The organism is Citrobacter braakii (genome assembly GCF_002075345.1).
In the GTDB taxonomy this organism is placed as follows: Bacteria; Pseudomonadota; Gammaproteobacteria; order Enterobacterales; family Enterobacteriaceae; genus Citrobacter; species Citrobacter braakii.
In genome coordinates this window covers 1-21,614 of the sequence record NZ_NAEW01000017.1, presented here as the reverse complement: position 1 = coordinate 21,614, position 21,614 = coordinate 1, and the positions used below count along the sequence as shown (strand labels likewise).

Genomic DNA, 21,614 nt, shown 5'->3' with positions numbered 1-21,614 from the left:
GAGTGGTTAGTGCGCGCGACCTTGTTCTACGCCGTACCCGGTCTGGGAACGGATGAACTGGGCACGGAACTGCTCGCGTTCGCGATTACCTTCTTCTGAGTTATCGGTAGCAGAGAAGAACCAGATCCCGAGGAACGCTACGCTGATGGAGAACAGCGCCGGATATTCATACGGGAAAATGGCTTTTTCGTGACCAAGGATCTGGACCCAAATCGTCGGGCCAAGCACCATCAGCACCACCGCCGTCAGCAGACCTAACCAGCCGCCCAACATCGCGCCACGCGTGGTCAGTCTTGACCAGTACATGGAGAGCAGAATGATCGGGAAGTTGCAGCTGGCTGCGATAGCAAACGCCAGACCTACCATGAAGGCGATATTCTGGTTCTCAAACAGCACGCCGAGCAGGATGGCAATCACCCCCAGCACCAGTACGGTGATTTTCGACACCTTCAGCTCTTCACGTTCGGTTGCGCCTTTACGGAACACGTTGGCATACAGGTCGTGAGAAACGGCCGATGCGCCCGCCAGCGTCAGGCCTGCAACCACCGCCAGGATGGTGGCAAACGCCACGGCTGAGATGAAGCCCAGGAACAGGTTGCCGCCCACTGCATTCGCCAGGTGAACCGCCGCCATGTTGTTACCGCCGATCAGCGCGCCAGCAGCGTCTTTATACGCCGGATTAGCGCCCACCAGCATGATCGCACCAAAGCCGATGATAAAGGTCAGGATGTAGAAATAACCCATAAAACCGGTGGCATAGAACACGCTCTTACGCGCTTCGCGGGCATCGCTGACCGTGAAGAAGCGCATCAGGATGTGCGGCAAGCCTGCCGTACCAAACATCAGGCCGAGACCTAACGACAGGGCGGAGATCGGATCTTTTACCAGTCCGCCCGGGCTCATAATGGCTGAACCTTTCGGGTGTACCGCCATTGCTTCGGTGAACAGGTTGTTGAAGCTAAAGCCGACGTGCTTCATCACCATAAAGGCCATAAAGCTGGCGCCGAACAGCAGCAGAACGGCTTTGATGATCTGTACCCAGGTGGTCGCCAGCATGCCGCCAAACAGGACGTACATCATCATCAGCACGCCAACCAGTACGACGGCGATGTGATAGTTTAGACCAAACAGCAGCTCAATCAGCTTACCTGCGCCGACCATCTGGGCGATCAGATACAGCGCGACCACCACCAGAGAACCACAGGCCGACAGAATACGGATTGGTCCTTGCTTCAGACGATAAGAAGCAACATCTGCAAAGGTGTAACGACCCAGGTTACGCAGACGCTCAGCAATCAGGAACAGGATAATTGGCCAGCCGACCAGGAAGCCGAGTGAATAGATCAGCCCGTCATAACCGGAGGTAAACACCAGCGCGGAAATCCCGAGAAACGATGCCGCCGACATATAGTCGCCCGCAATCGCCAGCCCGTTCTGGAAACCAGTGATGTTACCGCCGGCGGTGTAGTAGTCATTACGCGAACGTACGCGCTTAGACGCCCAGTAAGTAATACCGAGCGTAAAGATGACGAAAATCAGGAACATGACAATCGCCTGCCAGTTGGTTGGCTGGCGTTGGACTGCACCGCTAATAGCATCCGCCGCGTTTGCGGCGAAGGGCAGCGTGGCGGCAAGCGCCGTCAGGACTCTCTTCATGATGCTTTAACCTCGTGCAGAACCGCATTGTTCAGGCGGTCGAATTCACCGTTTGCCCGCCAGATATAGATCCCGGTCAGGATGAAGGAGATGAGGATCACACCGACCCCAATCGGAATACCCCGGGTGACGCTGGTTCCCGCGTGTAGCGGCGTACCCAGCCAGCCAGGCGCAAAGGCAATCAGTAAAATAAAGCTGATGTAAACTGCCAGCATGATGATGGACAGAATGGTGGCAAACCGTTGCCTTTTTTCAACTAACTCCCTGAAACGCGCACTGTCTTCTATCCGCTGATAAATAGAGTCATTCATCACAGAGTTCTCCAGAGGCCCCCTTCGTCTTTCACGTTGCAAGTGTGTTGGCCGCACTCGCCCACCTCAGTCACATAGTGAACTATGCTCCTGGGGATGCGCTCGCTTGCCGCCTTCCTGCAACGCGAAATCCTTTGGGGTGGGTTATTATATTTTCCCTCCCGGTCAGGGGAGGGGTAGGGGTAGGATTTGTAGGCCCGATAAGCCGCGCACCATCGGGCATTTCACGGTTGTGGTTATGATGGCATCGCGATGGCCTGCTTCTCTTCGAGCAGTTTCTCTACCACGCCAGGATCGGCGAGGGTCGAGGTATCGCCCAGATTGCTGGTATCGCCCGCCGCGATTTTACGCAGAATACGGCGCATGATTTTGCCGGAGCGGGTTTTCGGCAGTGAGTCGGTCCAGTGCAGCACGTCTGGCGTTGCCAGCGGACCAATTTCTTTACGTACCCAGTTGCGCACCTCGGCGTACAGCTCAGGTGACGGCTCTTCGCCGTGATTCAGCGTGACGTAGGCGTAGATCGCCTGGCCTTTAATATTATGCGGAATACCCACCACCGCGGCCTCGGCGATCTTCGGATGCGACACCAGTGCCGATTCGATTTCTGCCGTTCCCAGACGGTGGCCAGAGACGTTCAGCACATCGTCCACACGACCGGTGATCCAGTAATAGCCATCTTCGTCACGACGCGCGCCGTCGCCGCTGAAGTACATATTCTTGAAGGTAGAAAAGTAGGTCTGCTCAAAGCGTTCGTGATCGCCAAACAGCGTTCTCGCCTGGCCCGGCCACGAGTCGGTAATCACCAGGTTGCCTTCGGTCGCGCCTTCCAGCGGATTACCCTCGTTATCGACAATCGCAGGCTGTACGCCAAAGAACGGACGGGTTGCGGAACCCGCTTTCAGCTCGGTGGCGCCCGGCAGCGGGGTGATCATGAATCCACCGGTTTCGGTCTGCCACCAGGTATCGACGACCGGGCATTTTTCGTTGCCGATCTTCTTCCAGTACCACTCCCATGCTTCCGGGTTAATCGGCTCGCCAACGGAACCCAGGATACGCAGCGAGGAGCGGTCAGTGCCTTCAATCGCTTTATCACCTTCTGCCATCAGGGCGCGGATGGCGGTCGGCGCGGTATACAGAATATTGACCTGGTGCTTGTCCACAACCTGCGACATACGCGCCGGGGTTGGCCAGTTTGGCACGCCTTCGAACATCAGCGTGGTTGCGCCGCAGGCCAGCGGACCGTACAGCAGGTAGCTGTGCCCGGTTACCCAACCCACGTCAGCGGTACACCAATAAATATCGCCCTGATGGTAGTCAAACACGTACTTAAAGGTGGTTGCGGCATAGACCAGATATCCGCCGGTGGTATGCAGTACGCCTTTTGGCTTGCCGGTTGAACCGGAGGTATAGAGGATAAACAGCGGATCTTCCGCGTTCATTTCTTCCGGCTGATGTTCCGGGCTGGCTTTCTCGATAAGATCGGACCACCACAGGTCACGGCCTTCCTGCCATTCCGTTTTTCCACCGGTACGTTTGAGGACGACCACATGTTCCACGGTTTTGACGTTCGGATTTTTCAGCGCATCATCGACGTTCTTTTTCAGCGGGATAGCGCGGCCGGCGCGCACGCCTTCGTCGGCGGTGATCACCAGACGTGAATTGGAGTCGATGATACGTCCGGCGACCGCCTCTGGTGAAAAACCACCGAAGATGACCGAATGCACCGCGCCAATGCGGGCGCAAGCCAGCATAGCAACCGCCGCTTCCGGCACCATCGGCATATAAATGGCCACCACGTCGCCTTTTTTAATGCCTAAATCCAGTAGCGTATTGGCGAAACGGCAAACATCGCGATGCAGTTCGCGATAAGTAATGTTTTTGCTTTGGGTGGCGTCATCGCCTTCCCAGATGATGGCGGTGCGATCGCCATTTGCCTGTAAATGACGGTCAAGGCAGTTTGCGGCCAGGTTCAGGGTGCCGTCTTCGTACCATTTAATCGACACGTTGCCTGGTGCGAAGGAGGTGTTCTTCACCTGGCTGTACGGCTTGATCCAATCAAGTATCTTTCCCTGCTCGCCCCAAAATGTGTCGGGTTCGTTAACGGATTGCTGGTATTTCTCTTCGTACTGCTCCGGGTTTATCAGGCAACGATCCGCAATGTTTGCGGGAATAGCGTGTTTATGTATTTGGCTCATGGCTTTTGTTCTCCTTGTAGGATGTTAATAATATGTCTCATAAACGTTAAATGTAGGGGCTTTGAGAGTTTTGTTTAGTATTTGCGCGGCAGATCACGCAATAAACGAATTGTGCAAATTAGCGGCAAACTTAATTTTGAAGGGAACTAGCAAAAATTGATTAAATCTCGCGATAACATGTAGTTATCTAAAGGATTATTGAAAAGGTGATCTGTCTCTGAATTAGACAAAAGAGTGAGGGGTTAGAGGGGGTTTATAACTCTAAAGTGGTATTTTACATACACTTACAATTGATTAAAGACAACATTTTCAGTGTGGTTTCTTGTTACAAATAGGGTGGAGCAATGTCATGACAGTATTCGTGTGGTTGCTGTTATGGAAAACAATAAAAGAACCGCCATTGCAGATAATGGCGTCATCTGGATGAGACCCCTATGGCAAGGATAAAATCACGCGTACGCCGTTTCTTCAGCCTGTTATTACCTTTATTATTTATTTCTGCTGTTCACGCTGAACAAACTCCTGTACCCGCAAAAACCGTCACCGTTGAAGCGAAGAATGAAACCTTCGCTCCTCAGCATCCCGATCAATATCTCTCCTGGAAAGCCACGTCTGAGCAATCAGCCCGTGAAGATGCGCTGGCAGAAGATCCGCGTCTGGTGATCCTGTGGGCGGGATATCCATTCTCGCGCGATTACAACAAACCGCGTGGACACGCCTATGCCGTGACCGATGTACGTGAAACCTTACGTACCGGCGCACCAAAAACGGCTGAAGACGGCCCGCTGCCGATGGCCTGCTGGAGCTGTAAAAGCCCGGACGTAGCGCGTCTGATCCAGAAAGATGGTGAAGATGGCTACTTCCACGGTAAATGGGCGCGCGGCGGTCCGGAAATTGTTAACAACCTCGGCTGTGCAGATTGCCATAACACGGCGTCACCAGACTTCGCCAAAGGCAAGCCAGAGCTGACGCTGTCGCGTCCTTATGCAGAACGCGCGATGGAAGCAATCGGCAAACCGTTTGAGAAAGCCGGTCGCTTTGATCAGCAATCCATGGTCTGCGGTCAGTGCCACGTGGAATACTACTTCGACGGTAAAAACAAAGCCGTTAAGTTCCCGTGGGACGAGGGCATGAAAGTCGAGAACATGGAGAAATACTACGACACCATCGCCTTCTCTGACTGGACCAACTCCCTGTCGAAAACGCCGATGCTGAAAGCGCAGCACCCGGAATATGAAACCTGGAGCGCGGGCATTCACGGCAAGAACAACGTGACCTGTATCGACTGTCACATGCCGAAAGTGCAAAACGCGGAAGGCAAGATCTACACCGACCATAAGATTGGTAACCCGTTCGATAACTTTGCTCAGACCTGTGCGAACTGCCACACCCAGGATAAAGCGTCCCTGCAAAAAGTGGTCGCCGAGCGTAAACAGGCTATTCATGACCTGAAAATCAAGGTCGAAGATCAGCTGGTTCATGCGCACTTCGAAGCGAAAGCCGCATGGGATGCGGGTGCGACTGAAGCGGAAATGAAGCCGATTCTGGAAGATATCCGTCACGCACAATGGCGCTGGGACCTGTCTATCGCCTCACACGGTATTCACATGCACGCTCCGGAAGAGGGTCTGCGGATGCTGGGTAGCGCCATGGATAAAGCCGCCGATGCGCGTACCAAACTGGTCCGTCTGCTGGCGACCAAAGGCATCACCCATGAAATCCCGTTACCGGATATCTCTACCAAAGAGAAAGCCCAGGCGGCGATTGGTCTGAACATGCAGCAAATCAATGCTGAGAAGCAGGACTTCATCAAAACGGTGATTCCGCAGTGGGAAGATCAGGCGCGTAAAAACGGTCTGTTAAGCCAATAACCCCATTTCGCCCCGTCAGGGGCGGATAACTCAACGGAGTGAATATGAGCGTATTACGTTCGTTATTAACTGCTGGGGTGCTGGCGTCAGGCTTGTTCTGGAGCCTGAGTGGAATCACTGCCACGCCAACGCCGCAGGAGTCGGATCAACGCTGGACGGTTACCCAACAGCGTAATCCGGATGCCGCCTGTCTGGATTGTCACAAGCCAGATACCGAAGGCATGCATGGTAAGCATGCAGAAGTCATCAACCCGAATAACAAACTGCCGGTCACCTGCACCAACTGTCACGGCCAGCCGTCACCGAACCACCGTGAAGGGGTGAAGGATGTGATGCGCTTTAATGAGCCGATGTACAACGTTGAACAGCAGAACAGCGTCTGTATGTCCTGCCACCTGCCTGAGCAGCTACAAAAAGCGTTCTGGCCACACGATGTCCACGTAACCAAAGTGGCGTGTGCCAGCTGTCACTCACTGCATCCGAAGCAAGACACGATGCAGACGCTAAGTGATAAAGGACGGATCAAGATTTGCGTCGATTGCCACAGCGATCAGCGTAACAATCCGAACTTTAACCCGGCGTCGGTTCCGTTGCTTAAGGAGCATCCATGAGTTGCTCTCGTCGCCAGTTTATCACCCGCGTCGGCGCGCTGGTGGCAGTGAGCGGGACGGCGGGACGCGTTGTGGCGAAGACGCTGAACATCAACGGCGTACGTTACGGTATGGTACATGATGAGTCACTATGCATCGGCTGTACGGCCTGCATGGATGCTTGTCGGGAAGTAAACAACGTGCCGGAAGGGGTATCGCGTCTGACGATTATTCGCAGCGAGCCGCAGGGGACGTTTCCTGATGTGAAGTATCGCTTCTTCCGTCATTCGTGCCAGCATTGCGACCATGCCCCCTGCGTTGACGTCTGCCCGACGGGGGCATCGTATCGCGATGCCGCCAGCGGTATTGTGGATGTGAATCCGGACCTGTGCGTTGGCTGCCAGTACTGTATCGCCGCGTGTCCTTATCGCGTGCGCTTTATCCATCCGGTTAGCAAAACGGCAGATAAATGCGATTTCTGTCGGAAAACCAATCTGAAAGCGGGCAAGCAGCCCGCCTGCGTTGAGTCATGTCCGACGAAGGCGCTGACGTTTGGTAATCTGGACGATCCCAACAGCGATATCTCCCGCTTGTTGCTGCAGAAAACCACCTACCGTTACAAGCTGGCGTTGGGCACAAAACCGAAGGTCTACCGCGTTCCCTTTAAATTTGGGGAGGTGAGCCAATGACATCCGCTTCTGCATTTCATTTTGAATCACTGGTGTGGGACTGGCCCATTGCCATTTATCTGTTCCTGATTGGCATCTCCGCCGGACTGGTCACGCTGGCGATTCTGCTGCGTCGTTTCCATCCGGAGGCGGGCGGTTCTGACAGCACGCTGCTACGCACTACGCTGGTGTTAGGGCCGGGGGCGATTATCTTCGGTCTGCTGATTCTGGTGTTCCACCTGACGCGTCCATGGACCTTCTGGAAACTGATGTTCCACTACAGCTTCACTTCGGTGATGTCGATGGGGGTCATGTTGTTCCAGTTGTACATGGTGGTGCTGGTGCTGTGGCTGGCAAAAATCTTTGAAAAAGAGGTGATTGCTCTGCAGCAGCGCTGGCTGCCGCGATTAGGGATCGTACAGAAAATGCTGACGTTGATTGCGCCGTTTCATCGCGCGCTGGAGACGTTAATGCTGGTGCTGGCGGTTCTGCTCGGGGCGTACACCGGTTTTCTGCTGTCGGCGCTGAAATCCTACCCGTTCCTGAATAACCCGATCCTGCCGGTGCTGTTCCTGTTCTCCGGGATCTCCTCCGGCGCGGCGGTGGCGCTGATCGCCATGGCGTTACGTCATCGTAGCAATCCGCACAGTACCGAAGCGCACTTTGTGCATCGCATGGAAATCCCGGTGGTATGGCTGGAGATCTTCCTGCTGGCGGCGTTTTTCGTCGGTCTGGCGCTGGGCGATGACGGCAAAATGCGCGCGCTGGCGGCGGCACTGGGCGGCGGATTCTGGACCTGGTGGTTCTGGCTGGGCGTGGCCGGGCTTGGGCTGATACTGCCGATGCTGCTAAAACCTTGGGCCAACCGCAGTTCGACGTTTCATGGCGTGCTGGCAGTGTGCGGCGCCAGCCTGACCGGCGTACTGCTGCTGCGCTTTTTTATTCTCTATGCGGGTCAGCTAACCGTTGCGTAAGGTGATATCTGGACGTTCTCCTTCCTGAAGCCGGTTTTCTGGCACTGTTGTTAAGCCTCGGGGTCAACGTGTTGACCCCGCTTGCCGTGTTGGTGGGTGTCCGCCAGCGCTGGCAAGGCGTAATGCGCCTGGCAAGCGTGGGCATGTGGACGCAGTTTTCGCTGCTGCTGCTGGCCTTTGCCATTCTGATATTCTGCTTTCTGACCAGCGACTTTTCGGTGGTCTACGTTGCTCAGCATAGCTACAGCCTGCTGCCGTGGGGATTAAAACTGGCGGCGGTGTGGGGCGGGCATGAAGGATCGCTGCTGCTGTGGGTGCTGTTTCTTTCCGGCTGGAGCGCGCTGTTCGCCTTGCGCTATCGGCGTGATTCCGACCTGTTGTTTCCGTTAACGCTCAGCGTCCTCGCTCTGATAACGGCCCTGCTGCTGCTGTTTGTGGTGGTATGGTCCGATCCGTTCGTGCGTATCTTCCCGCAAGCCATTGAAGGGCGCGACCTTAACCCGATGCTGCAACATCTCGGGTTAATCCTCCATCCGCCGCTGCTGTACCTGGGTTACGGTGGCTTGATGGTGGCGGCAGGCGTGGCGCTGGCCTCGCTGCTGCACGGTGATTTTAATGCGCAGAGCGCCAGGGTGTGCTGGCGCTGGGCGCTGCCTGGCTGGTGTGCGCTGACGCTGGGGATTATCCTCGGCTCCTGGTGGGCTTACTGCGAGTTGGGCTGGGGTGGCTGGTGGTTCTGGGACCCGGTAGAAAATGCCTCCTTATTACCCTGGCTTTCCGCCAGTGCGCTGCTGCATAGTCTGTTCATCACGCGCCAACGTGGGATCTTCCGCCACTGGTCGCTGCTGCTGGCGATCGTCACGCTGATTTTATCGCTGCTGGGGACGCTGATTGTGCGTTCCGGCATTCTCGTTTCCGTGCACGCTTTTGCGCTGGATAACGTCCGCGCCACGCCGCTGTTTGCGCTGTTTACCGTATTGAGCCTGGCATCGCTCGGGCTGTACGCCTGGCGGGGACAGCAAGTCCGCCAGAATGCGCGTTTTGGCGGCTGGTCGCGCGAGATGCTGATTCTGGTCGCGCTATTACTTTTTTGCGCGGTGCTGCTGATTGTGCTGATTGGCACCCTTTATCCGATGATTTACGGGTTGTTCGGCTGGGGGCGGCTCTCCGTGGGCGCACCGTACTTTAACCGTGCTACGCTGCCCTTTGGCCTGCTGATGCTGCTGGTTATCTTGCTGGCGACGATCAGAAGCCGCAAAGTGCCTGTGCGTTGCCAGCTTCCGGCACTGCTGGCGCATGCCGGGGTGCTGGTGTTTGCGGCTGGGATCGTCTTTTCCAGCGGTAGTCGTCAGGAGATAAGCCTGAATCTCAGCCCCGGGCAGCAGGTGGAACTGGCGGGCTATATTTTTCGTTTTGAGCGTCTCGACCTGGAAGCAAAAGGTAACTACACCAGTGAAAAAGCGCAGATCACGCTGTGGCAGAATGAGAAACGCATTGGCAGCCTGCAGCCTGAAAGACGCTTCTATGCCGCGCGCCGTCAACAGATGATGGAGCCGGGGATCCGCTGGAATCTGATGCATGACTGGTATGCGGTAATCGGCGAAAAAACCGGACCGGACCGTTATGCCATGCGCTTGTACGTGCAGACCGGCGTGCGCTGGATTTGGGGCGGGGGACTGTTAATGGTCTGTGGTGCGCTGCTGAGCGGATGGCGAGGGAGAAAGCGCGATGCATAAACTAATCAACGCGTTGCCGGATAGCGGCGAACGGGATGTGAAAACGGTAGGTCGGATAAGCGCAGCGCCATCCGGCAGAACATGTTTACTCTTAGCTATCATTTTGTTTTTCATCGCCTTCGCGACACATGCCCAGGTTGTGGACACATGGACTTTTGCCAACCCGCAACAACAGGAAAAAGCGTTGTCTATTGCCAGCCAACTGCGCTGTCCACAGTGTCAAAACCAAAACTTGCTGGAATCCAATGCGCCGGTAGCGGTCAGTATGCGCCACCAGGTTTATAGCATGGTGGCGGAAGGGAAAAGTGAAGCCGAGATAACGACGTGGATGACCGATCGCTACGGTGATTTTGTGCGCTACAACCCGCCGTTGAATGAGCAAACGCTGCTGCTGTGGGCGTTGCCGTGCCTGCTGTTATTACTGGTGGGCGTGGTGGTCTGGCGGGTGAGACGGCGTCAGCGCGTAGAGGAGGATGTGCAATGAGCCAGTCCACCCATTCTCCTGCGCCGTTACGCCCACTCCCCGTGAAGTGGCTGACCGCTGCGACGGTGCTGATGGTTGTGGCCTGCATCGGGGGTTATCTGTTGACGCCAAAATGGCAGGCGGTGCGTCAGGAACAGACGCGGCTGGCGGACCCATTACATGCGTTCACCGATAAAAATGTTCAGGAAAAACAGCTGCTTTTGCTGCAATCGCAAATTCGTGCTAATCCACAGGACGGTGTGAAATGGGCGCAACTCGGTGAGTACTATCTTTGGCAAAACGCGTATCATAATGCGCTGTTGGCCTACGAGCAGGCGCTGCGTGTAGGGGGTGAAAATGCTGAGATCTATTCAGCGCTGGCAACGGTATTGTATTACCAGGCCGGGCAGCATATGACACCGCCCACTCGCGAGATGATTGATAAGGCTCTGGCGCTGGACCCGACAGAGGTCACTGCGCTGATGCTGTTAGCCTCAGATGCGTTTATGCAGGCAGACTACGCCCAGGCCATTTCAGTGTGGCAAAAAGTTATGGATTTAAACTCGCCGAGGGTGAACCGGGCACAGCTCATTGACTCTATTAATATGGCGAAGTTGTTGCAGAATCGGCAAAAATAAATTTGTTTCTTTTGTGATTTGTATCATTTGGCCTGTTTAAAAAACAGGCGAACGGACAAATGAGCAAAAAAAACTCACGCCATGACTTCTTCATTTTTGAACATATTAAAATTCTTTTATAACAAAAAGTTATTCATCAATACCCCGATAAAATTGCATTTTTATGCATAAATTCAGCTGAAGGCTCTGTTCCTGGAGGGTTGCGCGAGACAGTACGCAAATGATAATGATAATAAGCGTTAAAAAACTCCATAAACGAACGCAACACAATTCATACCCTTTCAGTATGTACTATTACCACACACCGCATGTGGAATAGCGCTCCATCGAGGAAGTCCGTTGTTATGAAAAATTTGAAAGTCAGCCTGGCATGGCAGATTCTGATCGCTATGGTGCTGGGCATTCTGCTGGGGAGTTACCTGCATTACCATAGTGACAGCCGTGAATGGCTGGTTGTAAACCTGCTGTCACCGGCGGGCGATATCTTTATCCATCTGATCAAAATGATCGTGGTGCCCATTGTTATCTCTACGCTGGTTGTCGGTATCGCCGGGGTCGGTGATGCAAAACAGCTGGGCCGTATTGGCGCCAAAACTATTCTCTATTTCGAAGTAATCACCACCGTGGCGATTATCCTGGGTATCACGCTGGCGAATGTGTTCCAGCCAGGCACCGGGGTGGATATGTCGCAACTGGCGACCGTGGATATTTCGAAATATCAAAGCACGACCGCAGAAGTACAGAGCCACGCGCATGGCCTGATGGGGACAATTTTGTCACTGGTGCCAACCAACATCGTCGCATCGATGGCAAAAGGCGATATGCTGCCGATTATCTTCTTCTCGGTGCTGTTCGGTTTAGGTCTGTCTTCCCTGCCGGCAACTCACCGCGAGCCGTTGGTTACCGTATTTCGCTCTATTTCCGAAACCATGTTTAAAGTCACTCACATGGTTATGCGCTACGCGCCAGTCGGCGTTTTCGCGCTGATTGCCGTTACCGTCGCGAACTTCGGTTTTGCTTCCTTGTGGCCGCTGGCGAAGCTGGTGCTGTTGGTGCATTTCGCCATTCTGTTCTTCGCGCTGGTGGTGCTGGGGATCGTGGCGCGCATCTGCGGTTTGAGCATCTGGATCCTGATCCGCATTCTGAAAGACGAGCTGATTCTGGCCTACTCTACCGCCAGCTCCGAGAGCGTGCTGCCGCGCATTATTGAGAAGATGGAAGCCTATGGCGCGCCCGCTTCAATCACCAGCTTTGTGGTGCCGACCGGCTACTCATTCAACCTTGATGGTTCAACTCTGTACCAGAGTATCGCCGCTATCTTTATCGCGCAGCTGTACGGTATCGACCTGTCGCTGTGGCAGGAAATCGTGCTGGTGCTGACGCTGATGGTGACCTCGAAAGGGATTGCGGGTGTGCCGGGCGTATCATTCGTGGTGCTGCTGGCTACGCTGGGCAGCGTGGGGATCCCACTGGAAGGCCTGGCGTTTATCGCCGGTGTTGACCGTATCCTCGACATGGCGCGTACCGCGCTGAACGTGGTGGGTAATGCGCTGGCGGTACTGGTTATCGCCAAGTGGGAACACAAATTTGACCGCAAGAAAGCGCTGGCCTATGAGCGCGACGTGCTGGGTAGATTTGATAAGACCGCTAATCAGTAATTCATGACAGCTTGCCGGATAAGCGTAGCGCCATCCGGCAATGCAAATCATTACCCGTTTGTTAACTTATCAAACTCTTCGCAGCCTGTATCGAATCCTTCCATACAGCTCAGATTCAGCCAGTGCAGCGCCTTCTGTTTATTCTTCACGATAAAACCCTGTTCACCGTTTAAGAACATCATCCCAGCCCAGTATTCGGAATAACCGGTGCGGGAAATGGCTGAGCTTCGTTTGAAATACCACGTCGCTTTCTCATCGTCAGCGGGAATGCCCACGCCGTTGGCGTAAATCAGGCCGAGTAGCATTTGTGCGTCGACGGCGGAGTCATTTTCCAGGTCTTCGGAGGCGTTTTGCAGCAAGGTAATGGCTTTAGGGTAATCGGTACGTCCAGCCTGGGTGTTGACCAGAATCCGCGCCAGGGTAAGTTCTCCCGCTTTACTGCCTGCTTTGGCTGCTTTTTCCGCCAGCGTTTTAGCCTGGGGGTAATCCAGACTGACCGGATTCGTAATTTTGATTTGCGCCAGTAGCGCGCAGGCGTCGGCATCGCCATTGTCGGCGGCTTTTTGCGCCCAATACTCGGCTTTGCTCAAATCGCCCGAACTGAACCAGGTATCGGCAAGAAAGTACTGTGCGCGACGATCCCCTGCCTCAGCGGCCTGTAAGTACTGGCTTCCTGGCTCAGTATCACTGGCATGGGCAAAGAATGTCATAAAGAACATCAATGCAATGAGTTGTTTCATTTTGAGTTTTATTTAGGGTACGGAATGAACAGTATAAAGAGATCGTATGGATAAAAAAACAGCCTCCGGGCGGAGGCTGTTGCAGAACAGTTACGTAAACGGACTAACCCATCGCGCTTTCGCGCAGGCTGGCCTTCAGCTTGGTGTACTCATCAATGACATACTGCTCGGCAGCGCGCTGATCGGCAATGCGTTCAACGTTAACGGCACAGTACTTGTACTCCGGCGTTTTGGTAATCGGGCTTAAGTTCTCGGTTACCAGCTCATTACATGCGCCAATCCACCACTGGTAGGTCATGTAAATCGCGCCTTTGTTTGGACGATCGCTGACTGCTGCACGGGTAATGACCCGGCCTTTACGCGAGTTAACCCACACCAGCTCTTCATCCTGGATGCCCAGGCGTGCTGCGTCGGCGGTGTTGATCTGGGCATAGCCCGGTTCATCCGCCAGCGCGGCCAGCGCCGCACAGTTACCGGTCATTGAACGGCAAGAGTAGTGGCCGACTTCACGCACCGTAGACAGCACCATCGGATACTCCTCAGTGAGTTTGTCGATTGGCGCTACCCAGTCGCAGGTAAAGAACTGCGCCATGCCGTTCGGGGTATCGAACTTCTCTTTGAAGAGATAAGACGTACCCTGGTCGGTTTCTGAGGTGTCGCGGCAAGGCCACTGGATATAACCCAGTTCGCCCATTTTCTCGTAAGTGGCACCGTAGAAATCCGGGCACAGATGACGCAACTCATCCCAGATTTCCTGGGTGTTGTTGTAGTGCATCGGGTAGCCCATACGGGTGGCGATTTCACTGATAATCTGCCAGTCCGTTTTCAGATCCCACTTCGGCTCAACGGCTTTAAAGAAGCGCTGGAAGCCACGGTCAGCCGCGGAGAAGACGCCTTCATGCTCGCCCCATGACGTAGACGGTAAAATAACGTCTGCGGCAGCGGCAGTTTTGGTCATGAAGATATCCTGCACGATGACCAGTTCCAGATCCTCAAAGCCTTTGCGCACTGCGGAGAGTTCAGCATCAGTCTGTAATGGATCTTCACCCATAATGTACGCCGCGCGGACTTCGCCATGCGCCGCACGGTGCGGCAGTTCACTGATGCGATAGCCGGTATGCGCAGGCAGACTTTCCACGCCCCAGGCTTTAGCGAACTTCTCGCGGTTAGCCGGATCTTTCACATACTGATAGCCCGGATAGGTATCCGGTAGCGCGCCCATGTCGCATGCGCCCTGAACGTTGTTCTGGCCACGAACCGGGTTAACGCCCACGCTTGGCTTACCGAGGTTGCCGGTCAGCATTGCGAGGCTGGTCAGTGAACGCACGGTTTCCACACCCTGATAGAACTGGGTAACACCCATGCCCCACAGGATGGCCGCGCTTTTTGCCGTGGCGTACATACGGGCAGCCTGACGAATATCCTGTGCGCTAACGCCAGTGATATCTTCGACGGACTCCGGCGTGTAGCCTTCGACAATCTTGCTGTACTCTTCGAATCCTTCGGTACGGGAGGCGACGAACGCCTGGTCGTACAGTTTTTCTTCGATGATGACATGACCCATGGCGTTGAGCAGCGCGATGTTCGAGCCGTTTTTCAACGCGATGTGCATATCGGCAATACGCGCGGTTTCAATTTTGCGCGGATCGCAGACGATAATTTTCGCCCCGTTACGTTTAGCGTTAATCACGTGATTCGCCACGATCGGGTGGGAATCCGCCGGGTTGTACCCGAAGATGAACACTAAATCTGTGTTATCAATTTCATTGATAGCATTACTCATTGCGCCGTTACCGACCGATTGGTGCAGACCTGCAACCGAAGGGCCGTGTCAGACGCGAGCGCAGCAGTCAACGTTATTGGTACCAATAACGGCGCGCGCGAATTTTTGCATTACATAGTTGGTTTCGTTACCCGTACCGCGAGATGAACCGGTCGTCTGAATAGCGTCCGGGCCATACTTCGCTTTGATGGCGCTCAGACGAGTGGCGACGTAATCAAGCGCTTCATCCCAGGAAACGGATTCCAGTTTGCCGCCACGCTGGCGACGGATCATTGGGGTTTTCAGACGAGGGGTCAGGATCTGGGTATCATTGATAAAATCCCAGCCATAGTAGCCCTTCAGACACAAGGTACCCTGGTTGGTTTTCCCCTGCGCCGCTTCAGCCCGGACGATTTTGCCGTTATCGACCACCAGGTTGATTTTGCAACCTGATGCGCAATATGGGCAAACCGTGACGACTTTTTTCATCGGTCTCGCTCCAGTTAATCAAATCACGCATACGCGCTTGTCGCTTGAGTTATGCATCTTTTATGCCATGTTTTTATCAGGGGCATTAGTCGATATTACGGGCGAATTTTGCGCAAAACCCTGACGAAAAACAGGCTGTCGTCATATTTGACGTGACGAATCTCTAATACGTGACGGCCCGGCAGTGTGACCGAGGTTATGTTTCCCACACATCCTTGTGCCTTATCGCTGTCACTCTGTGCAGAATCAATCACACTCATTTAAGTTGGCCAGAAATGGGGAAAAACAATGAAGCCAGCCATACTGGTTGTGGATGATGACATCGCTGTCTGCACGCTTTTACAGGATGTGCTGAGCGAACACGTCTTTGCAGTGACCGCATGTCACACCGGGCAGGAGGCGCTGCGCTGCATTGAGACTCAGCCGGAAATCGCTCTGGTATTGCTGGACATGATGTTGCCTGATATTAACGGTCTGATGGTGCTGCAGCAGGTGCAAAAGATGAGACCCGGACTACCGGTGGTGATGCTGACCGGGCTTGGCAGCGAGTCGGATGTGGTTGTCGGGTTGGAAATGGGCGCTGACGACTACATCGGTAAACCGTTCAATGCACGGGTGCTGGTGGCGCGGGTAAAGGCGGTACTCAGACGCGTCGGCGTGTTAACGGCAGAAAGCGGCAGCCCGCAAACCACGGGGCTTTCTTTTAACGGTTGGCATCTCGATACCGCCGGTTGCCAGTTACATAATCCTCAGCAACTGAAGGTGGAGTTGACGCAGGGGGAATACAGCCTGCTGCTGGCGCTGGCTCAAAACGCCCGCCGGGTACTTAGCCGAGAACAGCTGCTGGAACTGACGCGCAGCGACAGCGTTGAGGTATTTGACCGCACCATTGACGTGCTAATCATGCGGTTACGGCGAAAAATAGAGAACAACCCGCATCAGCCGATGCTGATCAAAACCCTGCGCGGGCTGGGCTATGTGTTTGCCGCCGACGTTCAGCATCATGATAAGGCGGCGTAAACGTCTTATCCGGCTTACAAGGACGCTATATCGGCTTTTAACTCTGCCAACGTTTTCGCGCCGTCTATCGCGTTGGCGCACAGCAAACTGGCCCGTGCGCAGGCGTGTGCCAGCCTGACGCTGTCCGTCAGCGACCAGCGTTCATGACAGCCATACAAAAATCCGGCGCAAAACGCATCTCCCGCCCCGACGCTGCCAACGATCTCCTCCTGCGCCAGATACTGTGACGGGATCCAGACGCCCGGCAGATCCGGCGCTTCACCCCAGGCGCCTTCCGGACAGTGGATTACCACCTGCTGGCGAACGCCCGCATTCAGCAGTTCGCGCGCAGCGGTGGCGATGTGCGCAATATGCAACTCCCCGTTGGGCAGGCGGATCTCCAGCCCGCTGAATTCCCCGGCTTCCAGCTCGTTAATTACCAGATAGTCGAGATGGCGCAGGGCTGGCATCACCAACGGCTGATAGCGCGGGTCGCCCTTGCGTGAAACCAGATCCAGTGATGTTTCAAAGCCGTTGTCGCGCATTTGCGCCAGCAGCCGTGCGCTACGTGTGCCGTACTCCTCATCCGGCATGTCCAGACTGTCGAGCAGCAGCAGATAGCCAAGATGGAAGATTTTCATCGAGGTATCCAGTTGCTCAAAAGCGGGCAGATCCAGCAGCCGGTTGGCACCGGGCGAGTGGAAAAAGGTGCGCTGACCGCTGGGATCGGTCATCACCTGTGACATCGACGTGGGGGCGAAAGTCGTGCGCTGCACATGCTGGCGATTAACATGATACTGCTCCAGCATCGCCATGATGTAGTCGCCGTCGCTATCCTGACCGATTAACCCCACCGCCTGCAGCGGCAGTCCGGTGTGCATTTTCGCCAGCGTCAGCAGTACGTTCAGCGGCGCACCGCCCGTGGCGCGTTCGCTACGGATGATTTCCGCCAGCCAGCCGCGTTCCGGCCACTGCACAATTTGATGCACATGATCGACCAGCATGTTGCCTGCGGCGATAACGCCTCTGCGTTCCATCAGACCCGTCCCGCGCTGCCAAAAATACGCATCTGTTCTGAAACGGTATCGGTAATGGCCTCTTCAATGGCGAGCAGCAGTTCGGCGAATTCGTCGTACAGGGGCTGACGATTCGCTATTCTTGTCTCTACCGCTGACAGCGCCGCCTGCGACATGCCGGTATAGAAGTTGATTTTGTGAATGCCGAGTTCAATTGCGCGCTTGAAATCGTCGTTGCTGATGCCGGAACCGCCGTGCAGTACCAGTGGGATCGCCGCCTGCTGGCGAAGGGCGTCCAGACGCGGAAAGTCGAGCACCGGTTCGCCTTTATATTTGCCGTGTGCATTACCAATGGCGACCGCCAGCGCGTCAATCCCGGTTCTGTCGACGAAATCACGCGCCATCATCGGGTCGGTAAATAGCGACTCGTCGGCATGACCATACAACGCGCCGCCCTCATCGCCTCCCACCGCGCCCAGTTCGGCTTCCACCGATACGCCGACGGCGTGACACATCTTCACCACTTCGCGGGTTTGACGAATATTTTCTTCATACTCCAGCGTGGAGCCATCAAACATCACTGAACTGAAACCTAAGCGCAGTGCCCGAACCACCGACTCAAAGTGCAGGCCGTGGTCAAGGTTCAGCACTACCGGAATGTCATGCCGCGCGGCTTCGAACTTGACCGCTTCGACCAGAGAATCCAACGAGATATATTTAAAATGCACCTCGGCGATGTTGATGATAAACGGCGAACGTTCCTGCTTTGCCGCGGCAAACAGCGCGCGCAGGAAGTGTGAGTCCAGAACGTTAAACGCCCCTAAGGCATAGCGGTGCTCGCGGGCATGGGCAAGGCCATCGGCGAGAGATATCAACGGCATAATGCGCTCCTTGGTTAGCGGAACAGGCGATACTCATTACACAGCACCAGCTGCGCCGGTTCGTCTTCTTCAATGTCGTTATAGCGGGCGATCGGTTGCAGAAAGTGGTTATCGTGGTCGTCGTCATTAACAGAAGAAACCTCGCCGACCAGCACGTCGCCAAAACCTTCTTCCGCCCAGAAGCTGTGATACAGGCCCGGTGGCAGGCAGATGCTTTCACCCGGCGTCAGGCGCAGTTGACTGCCTGCCGCATGGGTTTGCCGACAGCCGTCAATCACCACGCTCACGTCGCTGTCCTCCGTTTGTTCTCGGAGCCCCGCATTCCACAGTTCCACAATTAAATTACCGCCGCCGCGATTGATAATGTCTTCGCGTTTGCGCCAGTGAAAATGCATCGGCGTGACCTGCGCATCGCGAACATGCATGATTTTCTCGGCGTAGCATTTCTCGTAAGGCATTCCTTTCGGCGAGCCATTACGCAGGGTAAACAGCGTTAACCCTTGCGCGGCGAAATTGTTGCCGCCAAACGCGGTGACATCCCAACCAAGCTTAAGGTCGAAAACTTCGCTCCAGGCGGCGGGATCAAGCTTGCGCCATTGGGTCGGCGGGAAACTGGCGAAAGGGGGGAGATGCACGTCGTGCTGAGAGAAAAACTGGCGCGTGTGGCCCAGTATCTCGTTGATAGCGGAACGTTTCATCGGCAGAATCCTCCTTAATATCATGCCGGATGGCGCTGCGCTTATCCGGCCTACAAAATCATACCGATCTTGTAGGTCGGATAAGGCATTTTTGCCGCCATCCGGCGTTGTTGTGGCGGGTTATTTCACCGTCCAACCCTTATAGCTGCCGACGTTGTTTTTATCGATCATCGTCACCGGGATCAGTACGGGCTCTTTCGGGGCGGGTTTCCCCTGCAATATGTCATAGCCGATTTCGACCGCTTTGGCAGCCATCACCTGCGGATCTTGTGCAGGCGTCGCCACAAATAGTGAGTTTTCCCGCTTCAACGCTTCTTCAGCGTCTGGCGATCCGTCTACGCCGACAATAAAGAATTCGCTACGTTGTGCCTGTTTTGCTGCCAGATCGGCACCGATAGCCGTAGGATCGTTAATGGCGAATACGCCGTCGATCTTCGGATTCGCCGCCAGCAGCGCGGTCATGATCTCCAGTCCGCCTTCGCGACTGCCTTTGGCGTTTTGGTTATACGACAGCACCTTGATATCCGGGTGGCGTTTAAACTCGGTCTGGCAGCCTTCGACGCGGTTCTGGACGGCGGAAACCGGCGGCCCGTTGATAATGACGACGTTGCCTTTCCCTTTCAGACGGTCGGTAATGTATTTACAGGCCATTTCACCCGCCTGGGTGTTATCTGAGGTAATGGTCGCATCAGCGCCTTCCGCCGCTACGTCAACGGCAACCACCACAATCCCTGCGTCTTTCGCGCGTTTTACCGCTGGGCCGATGCCTTTGGAGTCGGCGGCGTTAAGGATAATCATGTCGACCTTGGCGGCAATAAAGTTGTCGATTTGCGACACCTGTTGTCCCAGATCGTAGCCGCTGGAAACCAGCGTCACTTTAACGCTATCACCCGCCAGTTTGCGTGCTTCCAGCTCCGCGCCTTTGGTGATCTGCACGAAGAACGGGTTGGCCAGATCGCCCACCGTAACGCCGATCGATTTCAGTTCTTTTGCCTGCACAAACGGAGCTGCAGCAAGCAGTGCGCCAGCACAGAGCGCGGTGACTAAGGGCTTCAATCTCATGCTGTATTCCTCGAAGTAAGATGTTGTTGTTATGCACTTTGATGGTGTCGGGTACGGTATTTGTCGATCAGTACCGCTATGATGATCACCGCCCCTTTGATCACCAGTTGCCAGAAATAGGAGACGCCCATCAGCGTCATGCCGTTATTGAGCGTGGCGATAATCAACGCCCCTACCAGCGTGCCGGTGATGGTACCGATCCCCCCAACAAAGCTGGTACCGCCGAGGATCACCGCCGCGATGGCGTCCAGCTCGTAACCCATGCCTAAGTTGCCGTTGGCGCTGTATAGCCGTGAGGCGCTCATCACCCCGCCAAGACCTGAGAGCACACCGCTCATGCCGTAGACGAACAGCAGCACCAGCCACACTTTGATACCGGTTAAACGAGCGGCCTGCATATTGCCGCCGACCGCATAAATATGAACGCCGAGTGTGGTGCGCCTAAGAATGAACCAGCACATCACCACCACCGCCAGCGCAATGACCACTAGCCACGGAACCGGACCAAGATAGTTGTTACCGATCCACTCAAAGCTGATATTGGAATTGATCACCGTCGTGCCGTCGGCCAGCAGATAGGCCGCGCCGCGCAGCGCCGTATACGTTCCAAGCGTGACGATAAACGGTGGCAGTCCGGCAAAAGCAACCAGCGCGCCGTTAAACAACCCCAGCACCAGACCGAGCATCAGCGCCGCCGGAATCGACAGCATGGCAAACTCAGGGATCAGCGAAACGACCATAGCCGCGACGGCGGTGGTGCCGAGAATCGAGCCAACCGAGAGGTCGATCCCGCCGGTCAAAATAATGAAGGTCATGCCTGCCGCCAGCACGATGTTGATCGACGCCTGGCGGGTTATATTCAACAGGTTGCTTTCGGTAAAAAAGTTTGGCGCGATAAAGCCAAATACCGCCACTATCAGGATGAGAATCGGCAAGATGCCGACCGTTTGCATCAGATCGCTCATCAGCAATTTTTTCGCGGAGGCGGATTTCGCCACCTGCTGGGGAGTGGTTGGATTATTCATGGGACACCGCCTGATGATGGGAGTCGTTCACGCCGGTTGCCAGCGTCATAATATTTTATATGAGCACTTCCCGTTTGCGAAGTACCGGAATACAAAAAACGAATGAGATCAGTTGCAGTTTTATATTCGACCTTATTGCAGCCTGCGCTGCGGGCCTCGATAAGATCCGCGTATCCGCACCT

At 55.0% G+C, this 21,614-nt stretch carries 19 protein-coding genes and 1 pseudogene; 9 read left to right on the top strand and 11 right to left on the bottom strand.

The window, feature by feature from the left end:
* Nucleotides 1-6: 6 nt before the first annotated feature.
* The 3 genes from actP to acs form a co-directional block, all read right to left on the bottom strand.
* Nucleotides 7-1,656, bottom strand: coding sequence for a cation/acetate symporter ActP (gene actP / locus BZK42_RS22765; protein WP_016155369.1), 1,650 nt, complete (start codon nt 1,654-1,656; stop codon nt 7-9).
* A complete protein-coding gene (locus BZK42_RS22760; RefSeq protein WP_016155370.1) occupies nt 1,653-1,967 on the bottom strand; it encodes a DUF485 domain-containing protein in 315 nt (104 codons plus the stop codon). The genes actP and BZK42_RS22760 overlap by 4 nt, the downstream gene beginning before the upstream one ends.
* A gap of 236 nt (nt 1,968-2,203) precedes the next feature.
* Nucleotides 2,204-4,162: an acetate--CoA ligase gene (gene acs / locus BZK42_RS22750; RefSeq protein WP_016155371.1), complete on the bottom strand. Its 1,959-nt coding sequence runs from the start codon at nt 4,160-4,162 to the stop codon at nt 2,204-2,206.
* Between the two features lie 434 nt (nt 4,163-4,596).
* Here acs and nrfA point away from each other — a divergent pair, with 434 nt between their 5' ends.
* The 8 genes and pseudogenes from nrfA (at nt 4,597) to gltP (ending at nt 12,760) form a co-directional block, all read left to right on the top strand.
* Nucleotides 4,597-6,033: an ammonia-forming nitrite reductase cytochrome c552 subunit gene (gene nrfA / locus BZK42_RS22740; protein ID WP_016155372.1), complete on the top strand. Its 1,437-nt coding sequence runs from the start codon at nt 4,597-4,599 to the stop codon at nt 6,031-6,033.
* Nucleotides 6,034-6,077: 44 nt separating this feature from the next.
* On the top strand, nt 6,078-6,644 hold the full coding sequence (gene nrfB, locus BZK42_RS22735; RefSeq protein ID WP_005132587.1) for a cytochrome c nitrite reductase pentaheme subunit: 567 nt from the start codon (nt 6,078-6,080) through the stop codon (nt 6,642-6,644).
* Complete coding sequence (gene nrfC / locus BZK42_RS22730; RefSeq protein WP_016155373.1) at nt 6,641-7,312, top strand: cytochrome c nitrite reductase Fe-S protein; 672 nt, start codon at nt 6,641-6,643, stop codon at nt 7,310-7,312. The genes nrfB and nrfC overlap by 4 nt, the downstream gene beginning before the upstream one ends.
* Nucleotides 7,309-8,265, top strand: coding sequence for a cytochrome c nitrite reductase subunit NrfD (gene nrfD / locus BZK42_RS22725; RefSeq protein WP_047357726.1), 957 nt, complete (start codon nt 7,309-7,311; stop codon nt 8,263-8,265). The genes nrfC and nrfD overlap by 4 nt, the downstream gene beginning before the upstream one ends.
* A gap of 8 nt (nt 8,266-8,273) precedes the next feature.
* Nucleotides 8,274-10,001, top strand: coding sequence for a heme lyase CcmF/NrfE family subunit (locus tag BZK42_RS22720; RefSeq protein ID WP_095715469.1), 1,728 nt, complete (start codon nt 8,274-8,276; stop codon nt 9,999-10,001).
* A 64-nt stretch (nt 10,002-10,065) separates the two neighbouring features.
* A pseudogene (gene nrfF / locus BZK42_RS29745) lies at nt 10,066-10,485 on the top strand (heme lyase NrfEFG subunit NrfF); the annotation flags it as partial.
* Entirely contained in the window at nt 10,482-11,102 is a 621-nt protein-coding gene (gene nrfG, locus BZK42_RS22710) for a heme lyase NrfEFG subunit NrfG (protein ID WP_080860339.1), read from the top strand. The pseudogene nrfF and the gene nrfG, both read left to right, overlap by 4 nt.
* Before the next feature lie 344 nt (nt 11,103-11,446).
* Nucleotides 11,447-12,760: a glutamate/aspartate:proton symporter GltP gene (gltP, locus tag BZK42_RS22705; RefSeq protein ID WP_016155456.1), complete on the top strand. Its 1,314-nt coding sequence runs from the start codon at nt 11,447-11,449 to the stop codon at nt 12,758-12,760.
* Nucleotides 12,761-12,810: 50 nt separating this feature from the next.
* Here gltP and yjcO read toward each other — a convergent pair whose 3' ends face one another.
* Together yjcO and fdhF are read right to left on the bottom strand one after the other, a co-directional pair.
* A complete protein-coding gene (yjcO, locus tag BZK42_RS22700) occupies nt 12,811-13,500 on the bottom strand; it encodes a Sel1 family TPR-like repeat protein YjcO (RefSeq protein ID WP_016155379.1) in 690 nt (229 codons plus the stop codon).
* Between the two features lie 103 nt (nt 13,501-13,603).
* Nucleotides 13,604-15,751: a formate dehydrogenase subunit alpha gene (fdhF, locus tag BZK42_RS22695; RefSeq protein ID WP_080860338.1), complete on the bottom strand. Its 2,148-nt coding sequence runs from the start codon at nt 15,749-15,751 to the stop codon at nt 13,604-13,606.
* Nucleotides 15,752-16,039: 288 nt separating this feature from the next.
* Here fdhF and BZK42_RS22690 point away from each other — a divergent pair, with 288 nt between their 5' ends.
* Complete coding sequence (locus BZK42_RS22690; RefSeq protein WP_019077857.1) at nt 16,040-16,771, top strand: response regulator; 732 nt, start codon at nt 16,040-16,042, stop codon at nt 16,769-16,771.
* Between the two features lie 14 nt (nt 16,772-16,785).
* Here BZK42_RS22690 and BZK42_RS22685 read toward each other — a convergent pair whose 3' ends face one another.
* The 6 genes from BZK42_RS22685 to BZK42_RS29065 all read right to left on the bottom strand — a co-directional run.
* Nucleotides 16,786-17,790 (bottom strand): carbohydrate kinase family protein, encoded by a 1,005-nt coding sequence (locus tag BZK42_RS22685; protein ID WP_143329728.1) that lies wholly within the window; start codon nt 17,788-17,790, stop codon nt 16,786-16,788.
* Entirely contained in the window at nt 17,787-18,647 is an 861-nt protein-coding gene (locus BZK42_RS22680; RefSeq protein WP_016155383.1) for a ketose 1,6-bisphosphate aldolase, read from the bottom strand. Before BZK42_RS22680 ends, BZK42_RS22685 begins: the two co-directional genes overlap by 4 nt.
* 14 nt (nt 18,648-18,661) lie before the next feature.
* Nucleotides 18,662-19,345, bottom strand: a complete 684-nt coding sequence (locus tag BZK42_RS22675) for a D-lyxose/D-mannose isomerase (RefSeq protein ID WP_080860334.1) — start codon at nt 19,343-19,345, stop codon at nt 18,662-18,664.
* A gap of 120 nt (nt 19,346-19,465) precedes the next feature.
* Nucleotides 19,466-20,407 carry an ABC transporter substrate-binding protein gene (locus BZK42_RS22670; protein WP_019077849.1) on the bottom strand — a complete coding sequence of 314 codons (942 nt, stop codon included), beginning with the start codon at nt 20,405-20,407 and terminating at the stop codon, nt 19,466-19,468.
* Nucleotides 20,408-20,436: 29 nt separating this feature from the next.
* Nucleotides 20,437-21,432, bottom strand: coding sequence for an ABC transporter permease subunit (locus BZK42_RS22665; protein WP_016155386.1), 996 nt, complete (start codon nt 21,430-21,432; stop codon nt 20,437-20,439).
* On the bottom strand, nt 21,429-21,614 hold a 186-nt coding region (locus BZK42_RS29065), incomplete at its 5' end, for a hypothetical protein (RefSeq protein WP_211280443.1). The genes BZK42_RS29065 and BZK42_RS22665, both read right to left, overlap by 4 nt.

Coding starts and splice junctions, on each gene's coding strand:
- actP (WP_016155369.1), bottom strand. CDS start 1,656: ATGAAGAGAGTCCTGACGGCGCTTGCCGCCACGCTGCCCTTCGCCGCA.
- yjcO (WP_016155379.1), bottom strand. CDS start 13,500: ATGAAACAACTCATTGCATTGATGTTCTTTATGACATTCTTTGCCCAT.
- nrfA (WP_016155372.1), top strand. CDS start 4,597: ATGGCAAGGATAAAATCACGCGTACGCCGTTTCTTCAGCCTGTTATTA.
- nrfB (WP_005132587.1), top strand. CDS start 6,078: ATGAGCGTATTACGTTCGTTATTAACTGCTGGGGTGCTGGCGTCAGGC.
- nrfG (WP_080860339.1), top strand. CDS start 10,482: ATGAGCCAGTCCACCCATTCTCCTGCGCCGTTACGCCCACTCCCCGTG.
- BZK42_RS22680 (WP_016155383.1), bottom strand. CDS start 18,647: ATGCCGTTGATATCTCTCGCCGATGGCCTTGCCCATGCCCGCGAGCAC.
- gltP (WP_016155456.1), top strand. CDS start 11,447: ATGAAAAATTTGAAAGTCAGCCTGGCATGGCAGATTCTGATCGCTATG.
- BZK42_RS22665 (WP_016155386.1), bottom strand. CDS start 21,432: ATGAATAATCCAACCACTCCCCAGCAGGTGGCGAAATCCGCCTCCGCG.
- nrfD (WP_047357726.1), top strand. CDS start 7,309: ATGACATCCGCTTCTGCATTTCATTTTGAATCACTGGTGTGGGACTGG.
- BZK42_RS22675 (WP_080860334.1), bottom strand. CDS start 19,345: ATGAAACGTTCCGCTATCAACGAGATACTGGGCCACACGCGCCAGTTT.
- acs (WP_016155371.1), bottom strand. CDS start 4,162: ATGAGCCAAATACATAAACACGCTATTCCCGCAAACATTGCGGATCGT.
- BZK42_RS22760 (WP_016155370.1), bottom strand. CDS start 1,967: ATGAATGACTCTATTTATCAGCGGATAGAAGACAGTGCGCGTTTCAGG.
- nrfC (WP_016155373.1), top strand. CDS start 6,641: ATGAGTTGCTCTCGTCGCCAGTTTATCACCCGCGTCGGCGCGCTGGTG.
- BZK42_RS22690 (WP_019077857.1), top strand. CDS start 16,040: ATGAAGCCAGCCATACTGGTTGTGGATGATGACATCGCTGTCTGCACG.
- BZK42_RS22670 (WP_019077849.1), bottom strand. CDS start 20,407: ATGAGATTGAAGCCCTTAGTCACCGCGCTCTGTGCTGGCGCACTGCTT.